The following is a 17,150-nucleotide window of genomic DNA, read 5'->3' as shown; positions in this document are numbered from 1 at the left end:
TCACGCGTGCGAGGCGGCCTCGCCCGTCCGGCCGATCCCGGCGATCTCGTCGGCCTCCGCGATCCGGCCGAGCGCGACTAGCGCGGCGCCGGTCGCACCGATCTCCGGGTTGCGTTGCCAGCACACCCGGCGGGGCGCGAGCACGTCGAGGAACGCCCCGCGCCACCACGGCGAGGCGGTCAGCGCCCCACCGCCGAGGACCACCTCCATCGGCTCGCCGATACCGGCCTCCAGCAGCGTCAGGTCGTCGGCGACGAGCCGGCACAGTCCGCTCATCAGCCCGGCCAGGATGTCCACGGCGGTGGTGCCGAAGCTGAGCCCGCGCAGCTCCCCCGAGCCCGCCGGGGCGACACCCGGCGGCCGGTCGCCGCCGAAGCGGGGATTCGCGCGCACCGAGCCGGCGGCGCGGTCGAGCGCCGCCTCCAGCTCCGAGCCCTCCGGCAGCCGCAGCTCACGCGCCGCCCAGGCGAACAGGTTGCCGCCGCTGGAGTACGCCGCGCCGGTCACCACGTGGTCGTGGTCGACCCGGTACCGCCACAGCTGCCCGGGCAGCGGCGGCGGCTCCGCGCCGGCCGGCACGGCCTGGATCATGCGGACCGCGGCGGAGGTGCCGACTGTCACCGCCGCGCGGGTCGGGTCGACGCATCCCGAGCCGACGTTGGCGGCCGCGCCGTCGCCCACCGGTGGCGCCCACCGCGCGCCGGCCAGCTGCGGCCAGCGCCGCGCGTACGCCGCGTTCAGCCGGCCGTGCCAGCCCCGGGGGGCCAGTGGCGGCAACCGATCCGGGCGTACGCCGGCCAGCTCGCACGCCTCCGGATCCCAGTCCATGCGGCGCAGGTCGAGCAGCCCGGTGCCGGAGGCCAGCGAGATCGACATCGGGGCGTCGTCGAGCAGCGTGCCGAGCGCGTACTCGGCGAGCCCGGTGAAGCGTGTGCACCGGTCGACGCGCTCGCGCAGCCAGGGCAGCCGCACCGGCCAGTAGCAGCGGTGCCACCAGGTGCCGGTCCGCCGGTGGAAGTCCGCCGGGTCGGCCGGGCCGGTCGCGCCGGCCGGCGGCTCCGGCCGGGTGTCCAGCCAGGTCAGCACCGGCCCCGACGGTGTGCCGTCGGGCGTCAGCGGCAGCACCGAGTGCCACTGCGCGGAGGTGGCCACGAGGTCCACGTCCCGCAGGTGCCCACCGGCGGCCAGCTCGTCCAGGCACTCCACCAGGCACGCCAGGTAGGCCGGGCCGTCGAGCGTCCCGGTGCCGTCGTCCCCGGTGACCAGGTGCACCCGGCGGCGGGCCAGCGCGCCCGGGCGCGGCACGGCGTCCGCGTCGAGCACGAGGCCGCGCACCGAGGAGGTGCCCAGATCCAGAGCGAGAATGTCCATCGCCGGTCAACCTACCCGGCGGGACCGGCGGCCACTCCAAGATCCGTACCCGGTGACGCGCGATCGGGTTCCACGGCGCCTGTCGATCGCGTACAGTGACCGTCATGCCCGCGCACCTGTCCTGCTGGTGGCCCGCCGACCCGGCGGCCCACCCCCGCGCGTAGCTTCCCCACGCGGCCGCCCGACGAGGCGGCCGCCGGTCTCCCCCGGCATCCCGGGTCGCCTTCACCGGCGGCCACCGGCCCACCGAGGAGACCCGATGACCCGCCTGTCCGACCCGCTCGCCGCCGTCGCGGCCGGCCGCGACCCCGGCCCGTTCGCGCTCGTCCGCCGCGAGGGCGCCGACCACGTCGACCTGTTCACCGGCCCGGTACGCACCGCCGGCGCGCTCGCCGACCTGCCGCTGCCCGAGGACGGCGCCGGCCCGCACACGCTGGCCCTGGTGCCGTTCCGGCAGGTCACCGAACGCGGTTTCGAGTGTGTCGACGACGGGCTGCCGCTGGAGTTCCTGGCGGTCGAGGCGCACCGGCGGATACCCCTGGCCGAGCTGCTCGACGACCTGCCCGACGCCGAGGTGCGCACCCGCGACGCCGGCTTCGACATCGCCGACGACGAGTACGCGGCGATCGTGGAACGGGTGCTGGCCGACGAGATCGGCCGGGGCGAGGGAGCCAACTTCGTCATCCACCGCACCATGCGCGCCACGGTGCAGGGCGACCCGCTGGCCGCGGCCCTGGCCGCGCTGCGCCGGCTGCTGCTGCGCGAGCGGGGCGCGTACTGGACGTTCCTGGTGCACACCGGCACCCGGATCCTGGTCGGCGCCAGCCCCGAGCGGCACGTCAGCGTCGCCGACGGGCTGGTCGAGATGAACCCGATCAGCGGCACGTTCCGGCACCGGGGCGAGACCGTCGACCGCTCCGCGCTGCTGCGCTTCCTGCACGACCCGAAGGAGGTGGAGGAGCTGTACATGGTGCTGGACGAGGAGCTGAAGATGATGGCCGTGGTCGCCGAGCACGGCGGCCAGGTGGTCGGGCCGTACCTGAAGGAGATGGCGCACCTGGCGCACACCGAGTACCTGCTGGCCGGGCGCTGCTCCCGGGACGTACGCGACGTGCTGCGGGAGACCATGTTCGCGCCCACCGTCACCGGCAGCCCGATGGAGAACGCCTGCCGGGTGATCGCCCGGCACGAGCGCACCGGCCGGCGCTACTACGCCGGGGTGCTCGCCCTGCTGGGCCGCGACGAGCAGGGCCGGCAGACGCTGGACGCGCCGATCCTGATCCGTACCGCCGAGATCTCGCCCGAGGGCGCGCTGCGGGTGCCGGTCGGCGCGACGCTGGTCCGGCACTCGACCACCGCCGGGGAGGTGGCCGAGACGCACGCGAAGGCCGCCGGTGTGCTGGCCGCGCTGGGTCTCGGCCCGGACGCGCCGCGCTCCGCGACCGAGCCGGCCGTCCGGTACGCCGACGACCCCGAGGTACGCGCCGCGCTGGCCGCCCGCAACGCCCCGCTGGCCCGGTTCTGGCTGGAGCAGCGGGAGCCGGGCGCGATCGCGCTGCGCGGGCTGGCCGGGCGGCGGGCGCTGATCGTCGACGGCGAGGACACGTTCACCGGCATGCTCGCCCACCAGCTCGGCGCGCTGGGCCTGGCGGTGACCCGGCGGGACTGGCCGGACCCGGGCCCGCTGGACGGATACGACCTGGTGGTGGTCGGCCCCGGCCCGGGTGACCCGCGGGACGCGGCCGCGCCGAAGATGGTGGCACTGCGGGCGCTGCTGACCGAGTTGCTCGCGTCCGGCCGGCCGACGCTCGCCGTGTGCCTGGGCCACCAGTTGCTCGCCGGGCTGCTGGGCCTGCCGCTGCACCGCCGCGACGCGCCGTACCAGGGGCTGCCGCGGGACGTCCCGGTGTTCGGGACGACCCGCCGGGTCGGGTTCTACGCCAGCTTCACCGCGCTCGCCGACGCGGACCGGGTGGCCGGCCCGTACGGCCCGGTCGAGGTGTCCCGCGACCCGGCCGACGGCGCGGTGCACGCGCTGCGCGGCGCGGGCTTCGCCGGGGTGCAGTTCCACCCGGAGTCGGTGCTGAGCCAGGACGGCACGAGGGTCCTGGCGGACCTGCTCGGGCATCTGCTCGACCGGCCGGCGCTGAGCGCGCATGGAGCGGCCGATCGCGGGTAGGGCACTGGCGACCGGTGGTCCGGACGGGTTCGAGAGCCCCCGTCCGGCCACCGGTCGCCAGTCGGGTCAGCCGGCCATGCCCCGCTTCAGCGCGGCGCCCATCAGCACGGCGCGCTTGGCGGTGAGCGCGGTGGCGGCCAGGGCCACGTGGTCCGGGGCGACCTCGCCGTTGTTGCTGGTGTGCGAGGCGCCGTACGGGTTGCCGGCGACGAACTGGCTCGGGTCGGTGTAACCGGGGGTCACCACGATGCCGCCCCAGTGGTAGAAGACCGTGTACAGCGACAGCAGTGTGGCCTCCTGGCCGCCGTGCGACGTGGCGGTCGAGGTGAACCCGCTGTAGACCTTGTCGGCGAGCGCGCCGGCGGCCCAGAGCGGGCCGGTGGTGTCGATGAACTGCTTGAGCTGGGCGGCGATCATGCCGTACCGGGTCGGCGACCCCATGATGATCACGTCGGCCCAGGACAGGTCGTCCGGCTGCGCCTCCATCACGTCCTGGGTCTCCAGCCGGTGCGCCTGCCAGCCGGAGTTGGAGCGGATCGCCTCGTCGGGCGCCAGCTCACGTACCTTGCGCAGACGCACCTCGGCGCCGGCCTCCCCCGCCGCCTCGACCGCCGCCTGCGCCATCTGGTAGGTGATGCCGGTCGCGCTGTAATAGATCACCGCGACCTTGACCTGGCCATCCATCAGACGTTCCCTCCTCGTCTCGGGTCAGCTCCGGCGACTACCCGTTACTTGTTCCGTCAAACTCAGGGCGTGGCATGCTCTCCGGGTGGAGATCCGCACCGCCACGCCGGCCGACTGGCCGCTGATCTGGCCGTTCCTGCGCGACATCGTGGCGGCCGGCGAGACGTACACCTGGCCCCGCGACGTCACGGAGGAGCAGGCCCGCAAGCTCTGGATGCCGCCGGCGCCGGCACGGACGGTGATTGCGATGGCGCCGGACGGCGCGGTGCTCGGCTCGGCCAAGCTGGCGCCCAACCAGGGCGGCCCCGGCGACCACGTGGCGAACGCGTCGTTCATGGTCGCCCCGGCCGCCGCCGGGCGCGGCGTCGGCCGGGCGCTCGCCGCGCACGTGCTCGACGCGGCCCGGGCCGACGGCTACCGGGCCATGCAGTTCAACGCCGTGGTGGCCACCAACACCCGGGCCGTCGAGCTGTGGCGGTCGCTGGGCTTCGAGGTGATCGGCCGGGTGCCGGAGGGCTTCCGGCACCCCACCCGGGGGTACGTCGACCTGCTGGTCATGCACCGGCGCCTGGACTGAGCGTGGCTCAAGATTTGCGCAAGTTCCGTCCGCAACCGCTCTGCCCACCCAGCTCACACGGGATGCTGGTCGAACCGGCGCCGGCCGCAGCGGCCGCCCCCGCGCCGGGATCCTGAACGGGGGATCGCGCTGGTGTCGGCAGCGCCGCCGGCGCAGCGCGATCAGGGGCCGGGTTGTCGTACCCCGGGCCTACGCTGACGCCCGTGACCGTACGCCTCAACCGCGCCGAGGCGCTCGCGCTGCGAATGACCGGCCTGCTGCTGCGCCCGCACCCCACCGCCCGCCCCGAGCGCGTCGCCGACGTCGTCGAGTGGTTCGGCGCCATGCAGGCGCAGGACGCGGCGAGCGGGCTGTGGTCGCTCGGCCTGCGCCTGCCCGGCTCCACCCAGGCCGACGTCCGCGCGGCGCTGGAGCGGCGCGAGGCGCTGCGCACCTGGCCCATGCGCGGCACCGTGCATCTGGTCCCGGCGCGTGACGCGCGGTGGATGCTGGAGCTGACCGGGGTGCGGACGCTGGCCGGCATCGCCGGGCGGTGGCGGCAACTCGGGCTGACCGTCGCCGACGGCGAACGGGCCGGTGACGTGCTGCGCGCGGCGCTGACCGGCGGCGGCCGGCTGGCCCGCGCCGAGTGCGTGGCGGCGCTGCGCGCGGCCGGGCTGGCCACCGACGGTCAGCGCGGCTACCACCTGCTCTGGTACGCCAGCCAGCGCGGCGTCACCTGCATCGCGCCGCACGTGGGCACCGAGCAGACGTTCGCGCTGCTCGACGAGTGGGCGCCCGACCCGCACCGCCCGGAGCGCGACGAGGCACTGGCGTTGCTGGCGCACCGCTACGTGCGCGGCCACGGCCCGGTGACCCGGCACGAGCTGGCCCGGTGGACCGGCCTGACGGTCACCGACGCGACCCGGGCGATCACCCTGGCCGGTGACCTGCTCGCCCCGGTCGAGGTCGACGGCGAGCCCGCGGTGGTCGACGCCGCGCTGCTCGACGCGCCCCGCGCGCCGGTCGACGACCTGCACACGCTGCCCGGCTTCGACGAATACCTGCTCGGCTTCAAGGACCGGTCGCTGATGCTCGACCCGGTGCACGCCGCGGCGGTGGTCCCCGGCAACAACGGCGTGTTCCGGTCGACCGTGGTGCGCGGCGGGCGCGTGGTCGGCACCTGGACGCGGACGCTGGGCGCGAAGGCGGTGACGGTGAAGCTGCAGCAGCTCGTGCCGTTCGACGCCGCGTTGCGTGAGCGGGTGGACGCCGCGCTGACGGGTTACGCCCGCTTCCTCGGGCTCGAGTTGCGCCACTCCTGGTGACACCGTGGGCACCCGGGACGCGAGCAGGCCGAAGGGCCGGCGGCGCGCACTGCCACCGGCCCTTCGCCCGCATCCAGGGGTCAGTCGGCGAGCGCTCCGGCCGACCGGCCCTCGTGCAGCGTCAGGTTGCGGCCGCTGCCCGGGTCGAACAGGTGGATCTTCTCCAGGTTGAACCACACCCGGCGCGACTCACCCTCGCGTACCGGCGACTCCGCCGACAGCCGGGTGACCAGGTTCGACCCGGCGCCGGCGAAGTCCGCGGCGCCCGCGTCGGCGGCCAGCTCCTCCAGTTCCGCGGCGGTGGCCCGCTCCCCCTCGACGGTGAAGTAGACGTACTTGTCCGAGCCCATCGACTCGACGATGTCGACAGGCGCCTCGAACTCCATGCCCCGGCGGCGGGTCTCGTCGTCGATCAGCGCCGCGTCCTCGAAGTGCTCCGGGCGGATGCCCAGGATCAGCTCCCGGGGCGCGTCGCCGCCCTCCAGCTCGCGGCGGACCCGGTCGCCGACCGGCACGTCGCCGAGCGCGGTCCGCAGCCGGCCGTCCTCCACGACCGCGTGCACGAAGTTCATCGAGGGCGAGCCGATGAACCCGGCGACGAAGAGGTTGCGCGGGTGGTCGTACAGCTCCTGCGGCGGCCCGACCTGCTGCACCGCGCCGCCCCGCATGATGACCACCCGGTCGCCGAGCGTCATCGCCTCGGTCTGGTCGTGGGTCACGTAGACGGTGGTGGTGCCGAGCTGCTTCTGGAGGCGGGACACCACGGTGCGCATCTGCACGCGCAGCTTGGCGTCCAGGTTCGACAGCGGCTCGTCCATCAGGAACGCCTTGGGCTGGCGGACGATCGCCCGTCCCATCGCCACCCGCTGCCGCTGGCCGCCGGACAGGTTGGCCGGCTTGCGGTCCAGCAGCGCGGTCAGCTCCAGCACCTTCGCCGCCTCGTCGACCTTCTGGTTGATGGTCTCCTTGTCCATCTTCGCCAGCCGCAGCGGGAACGCCATGTTCTCCCGCACGGTCATGTTCGGGTAGAGCGCGTACGACTGGAAGACCATCGCGATGTCGCGGTCCCGGGGTGCCTTGTCGTTGACCCGCTCGCCGCCGATACGCAGCTCACCGGAGCTGATGTCCTCCAGCCCGGCGATCATGTTGAGCGTGGTGGACTTCCCGCAGCCGGACGGGCCGACCAGGATCACGAACTCGCCGTCGGCGATCTCCAGGTCGACGTCCTGCACCGCGGTGGTCCCGTCCGGGAACCGCTTGCTCACCTTGTCCAGCACGATGTCGGCCATTGCTACCACCTATCCCTTGACTGCGCCGGAGGTCAGACCGGAGACGATGCGGCGCTGGAAGAAGAGCACGAACAGGATGATCGGCACGGTGATCACCACGGCGGCGGCGCAGATCGCCCCGGTCGGGTCCTCGAACTGCGACTCGCCGGTGAAGAACTGCAGCGCCACCGGGACCGTGCGGGACCGCTCGGTCGAGGTGAGCGTGATCGCGAACAGGAAGTCGTTCCAGCAGAAGATGAAGACCAGGATGGCCGTGGTGAACACGCCGGGCGCGGCCAGCGGCGCGATCACCCGCCGGAACGCCTGTGCCTGGGTGGCGCCGTCCATCTTGGCCGCCTTCTCCAGGTCCCACGGGATCTGCTTGAAGAACGCCGACAGCGTGTAGATCGCCAGCGGCAGCGCGAACGTGATGTACGGCAGGATCAGTCCGGGCCAGGTGTCGAACAGCCCGAGCTGCCGCTCGATCTCGAACAGCGGCGACACCAGCGACACCTGCGGGAACATCGCGATCAGCAGCGAGACGCCGACCAGCAGCTTCTTGCCCGGGAAGTCGAGCCGGGAGATCGCGTACGCGGCCATCGCCCCGAGCACCACCGCGATGGTGGTGGCGATCAGCGCGATGCCGATCGAGTTGACCAGGGCCCGGACGAACTGGTCGGTGTCGAAGATCGTCCGGTAGTTGTCCAGCGTCCACTCCCGCGGCCAGAACTTGCCGTCGGTGAGCGTGGCCGGGGTCTTGAACGACAGCGAGGCGATCCAGAGGACGGGGACCAGCGCGAAGACGACGACCACGACGTCCAGCAGGCCCCAGCGCACCTTCGCCCGCGTGGTGGTTTCCACTGCCATGTCAGCGCCTCTCCCCATCGTCGCTGCCCGGGGCAGCGGTGCCGAACAGCTTCACGAACACGAAGGCGATGATCGCCACGGTGATGAAGATCAGCACCGACATCGTGGAGCCGATGCCGAGGTTCAGGCCCCGGATCAGGTTGTTGTAGGCGAGCATCGACACCGACGACGTCTCGTTGCCGCCGTTGGTGAGCACGAAGATGTTGTCGAAGACCCGGAACGCGTCGAGCGTGCGGAACAGCAGCGCGACCAGGATGGCCGGCTTCATCACCGGCAGCATCACCTTGGTGAACCGCTGCCACGCCGTCGCGCCGTCGGTGGAGGCCGCCTTGAGCAGGTCCTCCGGCACCAGCGCCAGCCCGGCCATCAGCAGCAGCGCCATGAACGGGGTGGTCTTCCAGATCTCCGCGAGCATGATGATCGCCAGCGAGCTGGCCCGCTCGGTCAGCGGGGCGCTGCCGTCGAACAGGTTCGCCAGGTAGCCGGTGCCCGGCGTCCAGGCGTACCGCCAGGAGAACGCCGCGACCACCGTGACGATGCCGTACGGGATCAGCGCCGCGGTGCGCACGATGCCCCGGCCGACGAGCGTCCGGTGCATGATCATCGCCAGGCCCATGCCGAGCACCAGCTCGATCGCGACCGTGACCACGGTGATCAGCGCGGTGACCCCGAACGCGGTCCACCAGAAGTCGTTCGTCAGCACGGTGACGTAGTTCTCCAGGCCGACGAACTGCCGCTCGTCGGGGAAGCGCAGGTCGAAGCGTTGCAGCGACAGCCAGACCGAGTACAGGATCGGGTACGCGGTGACCAGCACCATGACCAGCGCGGCCGGCGCGCACAGCAGCCAGCCGAGGCGCCGCTCGGCGCGCTTGTTCTCGCTCAGCGGGGCACGGGAGCCGCGCCGGGACCGCTGTTCCGGCACGGCGGCGTGCCGGCCGCCCGGCTGCTCGGCCTCGGCCTCGGCGGCGGCCTGCGCGCCGGCCGGCGTGGCGTTCACGCTCATGGCAGAACTCCCTTGGACTCCAGCGCGTCGGAGATCGCCTTGCGCAGTTCGTCAGCGGTCTGCTCGGGCCGGATCGCCGACGGCGGCGACAGGATCGCCGACATCACCGTGGAGATGCTCTGGTACGCCGGGGTCAGCGGGCGGACCGCCGGCTCCTTCAGCTCCTCCAGGATGGTCTCCTTCATCGGGTACGCCTCGGTCATCTCCGGGTCGTCGTAGACGGCCTCGATGGTGGGCGGCACGCCGTCGTTGACGGCGGAGAACTTCTGGTTCTCGGCGTTGCGCAGGCAGCGGGCCGCCTCGAACGACTCCTCCGGGTGCTTCGAGTAGGTGCTGACCGCCAGGTTGACCCCGCCGATGGTGACCTTGCTGGGGGTGCCCGGGTCGATGCCCGGCACCCGGGCCCACTTCACGTTCTTCGCCAGTTCGGGGTTGGCCTCCTGGAGCGCCGGATACACGAACGGCCAGTTCACCTGGAACGCGCCCTTGCCGGACTGGAACTCCAGCCGCACCGGATCCTCCAGCGCGTTGCTGAACGACGGCGAGGTCACGCCCGACGTGGCGAACTTCTTGAGCTGGTCGAGCGCGCGCACCGCGCCGGCGTCCATCTCCGCCTTCTTGCCGTCGTCACTGAGGATCTTGCCGCCGGCGCTCTCCGCGAGCGTGTTGTAGAGGACCACGAGGCCCTCGTACTGGGCGCCCATGGTGAGCACCTGGTACGGCTTGCCCTGCTCCTTGAGCTGCTGGGCGGCGGAGATCATCTCGTCCCAGGTCTTCGGCGCCTGCGACACCAGGTCGGACCGGTACCACAGCAGCTGCACATTGGTGTTCTTGGGCGCGGCGTAGAGCTTGTCCTCGTACCGGGCGGTGTCCAGCGGGCCGGCCAGCGTGCCCTGCTCGACCTCGGCCTTGTCCTGGCCGGTCCACTCCCGGATCCACTTCGCGCTGGCGAACTCCTGCGTCCACGTGACGTCCAGGCCGAGCACGTCCATCCCGCTGTCCTGCGCGGCGAGGCGGCGCACCATCTGCACCCGCTGCTCGTCGGCCTCGCGCGGCAGCACCCGGTAGTCGATCCGGTACCGTCCCTGCGCCTGCGTGTTGCAGGTGTCGACCACCTTCTGCAGGTTCTGCTCGGGCGGGTAGTACAGGTTGATCGTGGGGACGCCGCCGTCGCCGCCGGATCCGCAGGCGGCCAGCGGGGCCACCAGCGCGAGCGCGGCGGCCGCCGCCGCCGCGCGTCCGGCCGGCCGCCGTGCGGCCGTGTCGGGGACTCTCGTCATCACCCTCCCCCTCTCTTCGGCGAAGAACCGGGGAGTGAGCCGCGCCCCGGTGCACGGCGAGACGACCGGGGCATCGGCCCGATCGCCCGACGCCCCGGGCGTGTCGTGCGGCTGAACGTGCCCGACCTGCGACGGAGCGAAACATCACGGACATGTGACGGCCACGGCACGAACCGGGCCGGGCGATCGCACGTCGTCCCACGTAGTGAAACGGCGAGGCTACCCAGCGTCAGCGGTCTGCACTAGCGTGGGGCTGGCTCCGTAGCCGGCGCGTCGCCGTCGACGCCGATGCGCCTCCGGCCGTCCCCCATCGCCCGCCCGATCGGTTGGTTCTGACGGGAAGTGCCGTGCGCCCGTTCCCCGGTTGGGCAGGATTCCCCCGAGGAGGTGCCGTCGTGCAGGACACCCGCGCTCTCGCCCTGACGTTCGAGGTGAGCGGCCTGCCCCCGGTCAAGACCGAGGCCCTGTCCATCTTCGCCGCCGGGCACCGGCAGGCGACGAGGGTCCGCACCCTGCTCCAGGCCGCCTGCACGGCGGCCCAGCGCACCGGGTGGACCCCGCTGACCGGGCCGGTCGAGGTGGACCTGACCCTGCGCTGTCCGCCCGGGCACCGCACCTCCGACGCCAGCACGCTGCTGGGCGGCGTGTGCGCGGTGCTCCAGGACAAGAAGCGGGTCTCCACCATCGGTCTCGCCCACCTCGGAGTGCTTGTCGACGTCGCGCTCTGGTCCGACGACCGGCAGATCCGCCGGCTGTCGTACGCCGAGGAGCCGGCGGAGGAGTTCTCGTATCTGGTCCGGGTGTCGGCCGTACCGACGATGGTTTGACCGACGTCCGCGGTGGGGTACCGCGGACGCCGAGGAAGGGAGTGCCGATGTCGGAGCCACATGTCACGCTCGATCCGAGCGGGCTCGACCCTGTGCAGCAGAAGCTGCGCGGCCCGCTGGAGGATCAGCTGACCTCGGCCCTGCAGGCGGCCGCCGACCGGGTCCGCGCCGGCTACGCGGGCGAGCCGGTGGAGGACGTCTGCCGTCGGTTGCTCGACGAGACCCGTTCCGGCCTGCACCCGGACATCGCGGCCGGCTTCCAGCCGGACATGGACGAGTTCTGCCGGGTGGCGGTGGCGATCGTGCGGGGCGAGCTGACCTGAGCCGGCGACGGCACACGATCTGAGTACGCGTACCGATGGCGGGTCCGCCCGCGGCGACGAGAATTCTCCCGTGCGAACTCGAATCATGATCGTTCTTGCCGTGCTCGGGCTGGCCGGGCTGATGGCGACCACCGGTTGTTCCCTGCGGCAGAGCATCTGCGGCAGCGACGAGTACCCGGTGATCGCGGTCGGCCCGCAGGGCGGCAGTTCCTGCGTGCCGGACGGTGAGGAACCGACGCCGCCGTACGTGCGCTACCCGGAGGGCAAGGAGCCGAAGCACGTCGACGACGAGTGGGACGTCTACTGGCGTACCCACGGCATCGACGAGAACAACACCATCATCGACCGCTGAGGCGGGGCCGCGTCAGCTCCGCCGCACGTCGACCGAGACGACGTGGGTGCCGTCGGGGCGGTCGCCCTCCCCCAGCCGCACCGGCAGGCGGCCGCCTTCGGGCGGCCGCAGGCCGAGCCCGAAGCTGAGGTGTCCCTCGAAGTCGCCGGCCACGGCCCATCCACGCAGCGTCGGGAAGCGGATCGTCGCCGGCGGCAGGTCGGCCGTCGGGCCGCCGCGGGCGTCGTGCGCCTGGGCCGGATCGAACCGCACCGACAGGTACGCAGTGCCGGGCAGCGTGACCGGCGCGCCCCGCCCCTCGGTCACGACCTGCGGCACGTAGGCGACCTCGTAGGACGGGGTGGGTCCACGGAAGGCGAACGTGATCCGGCTGAACCCCTCCGCCGGGTGGTCGCCGACGTCGACCGCCACCAGGACGGGCAGCGGTTCCCCGGGCGGCGGGGTGACCGGCACCCGTACCCGGTGGGCCACCCGGACCGGCCCGCCGGGCACCGCCCAGCCCCAGGTGACGCGCCAGGATCCGACGGTCGACGCGGCCTCGGTCGGCACGGGCGGGGTGGGCGTGGCCTCCGGCGCCTGGGTCGCGGCCGGCGCGGACGCCGCCGCGGCCGTCGGGGTGGGCGCCGTGGACGCGCCGTCGTGGCCGGTCGCCGTGCAGGCCGCCGCGAGCAGCACGACCAGGCCGGCGAGCAGCGGTACGCGCTGAGGAGTCATGACTCAGTGTCGCTCCGTGACCGGCCCGCGCACCAGAGGCGTCCCGTCCCCGATTCCGGCCCGGTCTCGGCCGTCAGGCGGCGCGCGGGTCGAACCGCTGCTCGGTCGTCTCGCGGACGGACACCTGGCCCACCGCGGCCAGTTCGGCCGCGTAGTCGCTCACCAGCGTCGGCAGCCGGTAGCCGCCGTGCCCGTCCCGCTGCGCCAGGTGCGCGTCCACCAGGTCGTCCAGGGCGCGGTGCACCCGCTGCGGGGAGACGCCGAGCTGGTCCGCGGCCGTGTGCACCGGTGTGCCCGGCCGCGCGGCGAGCAGTTCGAGCATCCGGCCGGCCAGTTCGTCGTCGGAGCGGACCACCGCCACGCCGGTGGCCAGGCTCGCCCGTACCGACAGGTCCTCGTAGGCCAGCAGGTCCAGCCGGCCCCGCCCGTCACCCAGTTCCGCGACGAGAGTGGACACCGGCGCCCCGGACCGCCGGCCCAGCCGGGCGCCGGCGATGCGCAGGGCGAGCACCGAACCGCCGCAGATCCGCACCAGATCGGCGGTGGCCGCCGGCTCGGCGGCCAGCCGGTCCGGCCCGGCGAACGTGGCCAGCAGGTCGCGGGCCTGCGCGACCCCGACCGGGCGCAGCGCCACCCGGCGTACGCCGTCCAGGCTGCCGAGGTGCCGCTGAGCGACGGTGATCAGCGCCGGGCCGGGGCCGGCGGGCAGCAGCGGACGCACCTGCGATGCCCGGGTGACCCCGTCCACGACGAGCAGCAGCCGGCGGCCGGCCGCCAGGGAGCGGAACCAGCCGGCGCGCTCGTCGGTCTTCTCGGGGACGTCGGCGGCCGGCACGCCGAACGCGCGCAGCACCCGGGCCAGCACCTCCCCCGCCGTCACCGAGGTCCGGTAACCGAGGTCCACGAAGACCTGCCCGTCGGGGAACAGGGCGGAGACGGCGTGCCCGGCGCGTACCGCGAGGGCGGTCTTGCCGCTGCCCGGGGCGCCGGTGACGACCACCGCGGCCGGGGTCGCCGCGGTCACCGCCGCCACCACGTCGGCGGTCTCCCCGGTACGCGCGACGTAGGTGAGCGGGTCCGCGGGCAGCTCCCGCGGTACGGTCCAGCCGACGGCGGGGCGAAGGTCCGCGACCGGTGCCGAGGCGGTCGCGACGGCGCCTCCCGGCTCGGCGTACGACAGCTCCGGCGCGCGGTCCAGCATCGCCCGGTGCAGCCGGGCAAGTTCCGCGCCGGGTTCGAGGCCGAGCTGCTCGTCGAGGACGGCCCGGGCGTCCCGGTAGACGGTGAGCGCGGCCGGCACGTCCCCGCACCGGTAGAGGGCGAGCATCAGGTGCCCCCAGGCCCGTTCCCGCAGCGGGTGCGCGGCCAGGTGCGCGCGCAGGTCGGACAGGAGGTGGGCGTGCTCACCGGCGGCCAGCCGCGCCTCGGTCAGTTCCTCGAAGACCTGTAGCCGCTGCTCGTCGAGGGCGGCCCACCGGTTGTCCAGCGCGGTGCTCCGGGGCAGGCCGTCACCCGACGGGCCCCGCCACCAGGCCAGGGCGGACGTGAGCGTGTCGATCGCGCCGGCCGGATCGGCCGACGCGAGCAGTGACCGCCCCTGCGCCGCCAGCCGCTGGAACTCGGTCACGTCCAGCTCGTGCGGCGCCAGCCGCAGCTCGTACGCCTGCGGACGGGCGAGCAGCCGGTCGCCGACCGTGCGCCGCAGGCCGGCGGCATGGGTACGGAGGTTGGCGGTGGCGGAAGTCGGCGGGTGGTCGGACCAGACCATCCGGGCCAGCCGGGGCAGGGAGACGGAGTGATTCGCCTCGATCGCCAGCCCGGCCAGGACGGCCCGTCGTTTCGCCGCGCCGGGCGTGACGGTCTCGCCGTCGACGCACAGCTCCACCGTGCCCAGAAGCCGAATCTGAAGTTCCATCGCGCCGCTCCCCGTAGACCCTAGACGCGCCGCCCACGCTAAGCGCCCACTTCGCGGCCAACAAGGGTCGAACCGGACAATAAAGCGTGATGAATGTCAATACGGTTTGCGGTGTGTCGAGGTAACAGAAATACCACTGGGGACGCTTCGGGTTGATCACACCGGGTGACGGGAGGCAGAGGCCGGCCCTTCCGGTCCACGGAGGTCCCGGCGTCGTCGCGGTACCCGGCATCCGCAGCGTACATACCGCCCGCCTGGTGCGCCTCGGGTCACCGGTACGAGTGTGCGTACAGCAGTTCCATACGCTCTCGGCCCTCACGTCGAGCCCTGTCCCGAATGGCGTCTGCGCCCTCTTCCGCGAGCAGGTCGGCGATGTCCTGCAGCATCCGGCCGCCGTACTGCTGGGGTTGGTAATGGCCGGACCAGTTGTCACAGGACGTGATCTTGCCGTTATTGGCGGTGAACCGACCCGCCATGAGCACCGGGTTGGGTCGCCCGGCGGCGTCGAATTCCGCCAGGCTCATGTGACCGGGCGAAACGTCCTGGTCCCACAGGTCGGCGAAGTCATCGTCGTGCACGGCCCGTACCCCGTACGGACGCCACCGCACCTGAGTCCGTTCTTACGGCGTTGAATGCAGCCTACTCGCGGACCCCCACAGATAATACGCAGGAATCCCTCGCTGCAGACCTGAACGGTAGAGCCCGATACCGCGCACAGGCAGCTTGTCTCCCACGAACGGCGCCTGCGCGTCAGCCGCCCGCCACAGCAGTTCGTCGAGGGTGAAAGCGGTGAGATCCTCAGCCTCGATGCGGACGGCCCTTTTCTGCCCGCCCCGGCTCGAAAAAGGGTACAGGTACAGCTCGGAGGCACTCACGGAAGTGTCGCCATCCTTGTTCAGGCAATCAGCGAAGCCTGCGGTTTCCGCAAGTAGTCGCACGGTTCCGGGCGCTTGCTTCGGCCAGTCCACATCGGCGCAACACCCCGCCGAAAGGGGTAGGTCAGGCCGGTGAATCCCGGACTCCCCAGCCGTGAGCGGCTCCGTTCGGACATAGGTCGCCCTTTTCGAGAGAGCTGAGAGCGTGGCGGCGTAATAGTCGACGCGCCCTCTCCTGAGATCCTTCAGGTCCGTCATACCCCATGCTTCCAGATGAGGCCACCAGGCGTCGTACATGACGACCTCGTCATCGTGCATCAAGATCCGCATCGGCCGGTCATCGTGGGCCCATCTGAATACTGCGCCGAGGTCGAACTGGGAGGGCTCCATGAGCTGAGCATAATGCAGTAGCCGCGCCCGGGACAGATCTCACGCTCTGCGGTAGGACAGACAATCGATAGAACGAAAAGTTGTCGGCCCGGCACGAACTCGCCCGCCCCTGCAGCAGGAAGTCCGCGCCAGCGGTACCGGCGCAGACTTCCTGATTGTCATCTGCTCAACGAGGTCCTACAAGCTGCACAACCGGTTGCCACGGCCTAGGCAACCCGAATATCCTCCTTGCCACGTGCATGCACTGGGGTCCTGCAGCCGCAACGCGTCCTGTCTCTTCCCCGACAAATCGTGGAAATCCCGGAGGAGGGGCGGGATCGAGAATCCGAGCGCACGCTCGGCAGCCTCCAACTCGGCAGCCGAGAAGCCATCGCCGGCCTCGACCCCACCCAGCGTCCGCTGCGGACCCGGCACCCCGGGACACCTGAGAAGCGAAGCGACCGCAGAGCCCGCGATTCGGGCGCCGTGATGCTCTCAGCGCGGCATCGCCTCACGAACGAGCCTCTTCTGAAAAGCGATCGTCTCCACGCACCTGGCATTAGCCCGCTCAGCCTCCTCAGTCCACTCCGGCACTTCTTCTCGATCGAGAAGACCTTCGTAACAAAAGGAAAGAACACCGTACAGGACTTCGCCGGTGAGGCCGTCGGGCGCATCGGCACAGGCCAGCAGAGCCGACATCAGGTGCGAGGTACCGGGCTCCTCCGCCAGATCCAGCACATCCTCGTACTCGTCGAGCACATCGTCGGAGAGCTCGATCCTGTCCAGGCCGGCAGCCACCGCTTCGCGCCCGGCCACCATACCTCGATCCAGGTAGTCGCGAACTTCCTCTACCTCGATCCGACCCATTGCATTGCGGGTCCACTCCATAGCCGCCATTGCAAGAGCGAGCCTTTGCGGAGGCTGAATATTCTGCAATTCACCTCGCAGCGGCTGCATCTCCCGATCCCAGAGTAGCACCTGGTCCTCCAGTTTCTATAGCCACGTTACGCAAATCCGAACCAACACGGCGGGCAATTTCGACCCGACTGGAGGCGGCAGCGGCTGATGACATGACCGCTCCATTTACCAGGCTGCACGGCCACTGCGGGCATGGCACCGATCATACCTAAGCCGACAACGACCTGCTCACCTGCACACCGGCACCCGCGAACCTTCCTTGCGCAGCACCCGACTGGTCGTCGGCACCCGGCAGCGAAAAAACGTGAGACCCGCGTGCCG

At 72.1% G+C, this 17,150-nt stretch carries 17 protein-coding genes; 6 read left to right on the top strand and 11 right to left on the bottom strand.

Annotated elements, in window-relative coordinates; genetic code table 11:
• Positions 1 to 1,371 carry an FGGY family carbohydrate kinase gene (locus ACN27C_RS19200; protein WP_422747161.1) on the bottom strand — a complete coding sequence of 457 codons (1,371 nt, stop codon included), beginning with the start codon at positions 1,369 to 1,371 and terminating at the stop codon, positions 1 to 3.
• 259 nt (positions 1,372 to 1,630) lie between these two features.
• Here ACN27C_RS19200 and ACN27C_RS19195 point away from each other — a divergent pair, with 259 nt between their 5' ends.
• Positions 1,631 to 3,550 (top strand): chorismate-binding protein, encoded by a 1,920-nt coding sequence (locus tag ACN27C_RS19195; protein WP_357797807.1) that lies wholly within the window; start codon positions 1,631 to 1,633, stop codon positions 3,548 to 3,550.
• Between the two features lie 66 nt (positions 3,551 to 3,616).
• Here ACN27C_RS19195 and wrbA read toward each other — a convergent pair whose 3' ends face one another.
• Positions 3,617 to 4,234: an NAD(P)H:quinone oxidoreductase gene (gene wrbA, locus ACN27C_RS19190; protein WP_120569050.1), complete on the bottom strand. Its 618-nt coding sequence runs from the start codon at positions 4,232 to 4,234 to the stop codon at positions 3,617 to 3,619.
• A gap of 85 nt (positions 4,235 to 4,319) precedes the next feature.
• On the opposite strand from wrbA, the gene ACN27C_RS19185 reads away from it, so the two are divergent.
• Positions 4,320 to 4,811 carry a GNAT family N-acetyltransferase gene (locus ACN27C_RS19185; protein WP_422747159.1) on the top strand — a complete coding sequence of 164 codons (492 nt, stop codon included), beginning with the start codon at positions 4,320 to 4,322 and terminating at the stop codon, positions 4,809 to 4,811.
• A 203-nt stretch (positions 4,812 to 5,014) separates the two neighbouring features.
• Positions 5,015 to 6,118 (top strand): winged helix DNA-binding domain-containing protein, encoded by a 1,104-nt coding sequence (locus tag ACN27C_RS19180; RefSeq protein ID WP_422747157.1) that lies wholly within the window; start codon positions 5,015 to 5,017, stop codon positions 6,116 to 6,118.
• Positions 6,119 to 6,198: 80 nt separating this feature from the next.
• Here ACN27C_RS19180 and ACN27C_RS19175 read toward each other — a convergent pair whose 3' ends face one another.
• Genes ACN27C_RS19175 through ACN27C_RS19160 form a run of 4 tightly spaced genes read right to left on the bottom strand, consistent with a single transcriptional unit; the run spans position 6,199 to position 10,536 of the window.
• Entirely contained in the window at positions 6,199 to 7,407 is a 1,209-nt protein-coding gene (locus tag ACN27C_RS19175) for an ABC transporter ATP-binding protein (RefSeq protein WP_120569047.1), read from the bottom strand.
• 9 nt (positions 7,408 to 7,416) lie between these two features.
• Positions 7,417 to 8,253: a carbohydrate ABC transporter permease gene (locus tag ACN27C_RS19170; RefSeq protein ID WP_026268483.1), complete on the bottom strand. Its 837-nt coding sequence runs from the start codon at positions 8,251 to 8,253 to the stop codon at positions 7,417 to 7,419.
• 1 nt (position 8,254) lies between these two features.
• Entirely contained in the window at positions 8,255 to 9,256 is a 1,002-nt protein-coding gene (locus ACN27C_RS19165; protein ID WP_252447691.1) for a carbohydrate ABC transporter permease, read from the bottom strand.
• The gene (locus tag ACN27C_RS19160; RefSeq protein ID WP_120569045.1) at positions 9,253 to 10,536 is read right to left on the bottom strand and encodes an ABC transporter substrate-binding protein; all 1,284 of its coding nucleotides are present in this window, start codon (positions 10,534 to 10,536) and stop codon (positions 9,253 to 9,255) included. Before ACN27C_RS19160 ends, ACN27C_RS19165 begins: the two co-directional genes overlap by 4 nt.
• Before the next feature lie 395 nt (positions 10,537 to 10,931).
• On the opposite strand from ACN27C_RS19160, the gene ACN27C_RS19155 reads away from it, so the two are divergent.
• From ACN27C_RS19155 to ACN27C_RS19145, 3 genes are all read left to right on the top strand, one after another.
• A complete protein-coding gene (locus ACN27C_RS19155; RefSeq protein ID WP_422747153.1) occupies positions 10,932 to 11,363 on the top strand; it encodes a hypothetical protein in 432 nt (143 codons plus the stop codon).
• 47 nt (positions 11,364 to 11,410) lie between these two features.
• Positions 11,411 to 11,686 (top strand): hypothetical protein, encoded by a 276-nt coding sequence (locus ACN27C_RS19150; RefSeq protein ID WP_013287312.1) that lies wholly within the window; start codon positions 11,411 to 11,413, stop codon positions 11,684 to 11,686.
• A gap of 70 nt (positions 11,687 to 11,756) precedes the next feature.
• Positions 11,757 to 12,038, top strand: a complete 282-nt coding sequence (locus ACN27C_RS19145) for an SCO0607 family lipoprotein (protein WP_421498453.1) — start codon at positions 11,757 to 11,759, stop codon at positions 12,036 to 12,038.
• Between the two features lie 12 nt (positions 12,039 to 12,050).
• On the opposite strand, the gene ACN27C_RS19140 is transcribed toward ACN27C_RS19145, so the two are convergent.
• From ACN27C_RS19140 to ACN27C_RS19120, 5 genes are all read right to left on the bottom strand, one after another.
• Positions 12,051 to 12,752 carry an AMIN-like domain-containing (lipo)protein gene (locus ACN27C_RS19140; protein ID WP_422747151.1) on the bottom strand — a complete coding sequence of 234 codons (702 nt, stop codon included), beginning with the start codon at positions 12,750 to 12,752 and terminating at the stop codon, positions 12,051 to 12,053.
• A 73-nt stretch (positions 12,753 to 12,825) separates the two neighbouring features.
• Complete coding sequence (locus ACN27C_RS19135) at positions 12,826 to 14,667, bottom strand: BTAD domain-containing putative transcriptional regulator (protein WP_422747149.1); 1,842 nt, start codon at positions 14,665 to 14,667, stop codon at positions 12,826 to 12,828.
• Positions 14,668 to 14,936: 269 nt separating this feature from the next.
• On the bottom strand, positions 14,937 to 15,245 hold the full coding sequence (locus ACN27C_RS19130) for a hypothetical protein (RefSeq protein ID WP_120569040.1): 309 nt from the start codon (positions 15,243 to 15,245) through the stop codon (positions 14,937 to 14,939).
• Positions 15,246 to 15,287: 42 nt separating this feature from the next.
• Positions 15,288 to 15,932 carry a hypothetical protein gene (locus ACN27C_RS19125; protein WP_422747146.1) on the bottom strand — a complete coding sequence of 215 codons (645 nt, stop codon included), beginning with the start codon at positions 15,930 to 15,932 and terminating at the stop codon, positions 15,288 to 15,290.
• A 474-nt stretch (positions 15,933 to 16,406) separates the two neighbouring features.
• Entirely contained in the window at positions 16,407 to 16,868 is a 462-nt protein-coding gene (locus ACN27C_RS19120; protein WP_252447678.1) for a hypothetical protein, read from the bottom strand.
• Positions 16,869 to 17,150 lie beyond the last annotated feature (282 nt).

The organism is Micromonospora sp. WMMD1219, assembly GCF_049315215.1.
Lineage (GTDB): Bacteria > Actinomycetota > Actinomycetes > Mycobacteriales > Micromonosporaceae > Micromonospora > Micromonospora tulbaghiae.
Note: the sequence above shows the minus strand (reverse complement) of the source record. Positions and strands in the feature narration are given on the sequence as shown.

Excerpts from the sequence above, each read along its gene's own strand:
- ACN27C_RS19200 (WP_422747161.1), bottom strand. The coding sequence starts at position 1,371 with ATGGACATTCTCGCTCTGGATCTGGGCACCTCCTCGGTGCGCGGCCTC.
- ACN27C_RS19195 (WP_357797807.1), top strand. The coding sequence starts at position 1,631 with ATGACCCGCCTGTCCGACCCGCTCGCCGCCGTCGCGGCCGGCCGCGAC.
- wrbA (WP_120569050.1), bottom strand. The coding sequence starts at position 4,234 with ATGGATGGCCAGGTCAAGGTCGCGGTGATCTATTACAGCGCGACCGGC.
- ACN27C_RS19175 (WP_120569047.1), bottom strand. The coding sequence starts at position 7,407 with ATGGCCGACATCGTGCTGGACAAGGTGAGCAAGCGGTTCCCGGACGGG.
- ACN27C_RS19170 (WP_026268483.1), bottom strand. The coding sequence starts at position 8,253 with ATGGCAGTGGAAACCACCACGCGGGCGAAGGTGCGCTGGGGCCTGCTG.
- ACN27C_RS19165 (WP_252447691.1), bottom strand. The coding sequence starts at position 9,256 with ATGAGCGTGAACGCCACGCCGGCCGGCGCGCAGGCCGCCGCCGAGGCC.
- ACN27C_RS19160 (WP_120569045.1), bottom strand. The coding sequence starts at position 10,536 with ATGACGAGAGTCCCCGACACGGCCGCACGGCGGCCGGCCGGACGCGCG.
- ACN27C_RS19150 (WP_013287312.1), top strand. The coding sequence starts at position 11,411 with ATGTCGGAGCCACATGTCACGCTCGATCCGAGCGGGCTCGACCCTGTG.
- ACN27C_RS19140 (WP_422747151.1), bottom strand. The coding sequence starts at position 12,752 with ATGACTCCTCAGCGCGTACCGCTGCTCGCCGGCCTGGTCGTGCTGCTC.
- ACN27C_RS19135 (WP_422747149.1), bottom strand. The coding sequence starts at position 14,667 with ATGGAACTTCAGATTCGGCTTCTGGGCACGGTGGAGCTGTGCGTCGAC.
- ACN27C_RS19125 (WP_422747146.1), bottom strand. The coding sequence starts at position 15,932 with ATGGAGCCCTCCCAGTTCGACCTCGGCGCAGTATTCAGATGGGCCCAC.
- ACN27C_RS19120 (WP_252447678.1), bottom strand. The coding sequence starts at position 16,868 with ATGCAGCCGCTGCGAGGTGAATTGCAGAATATTCAGCCTCCGCAAAGG.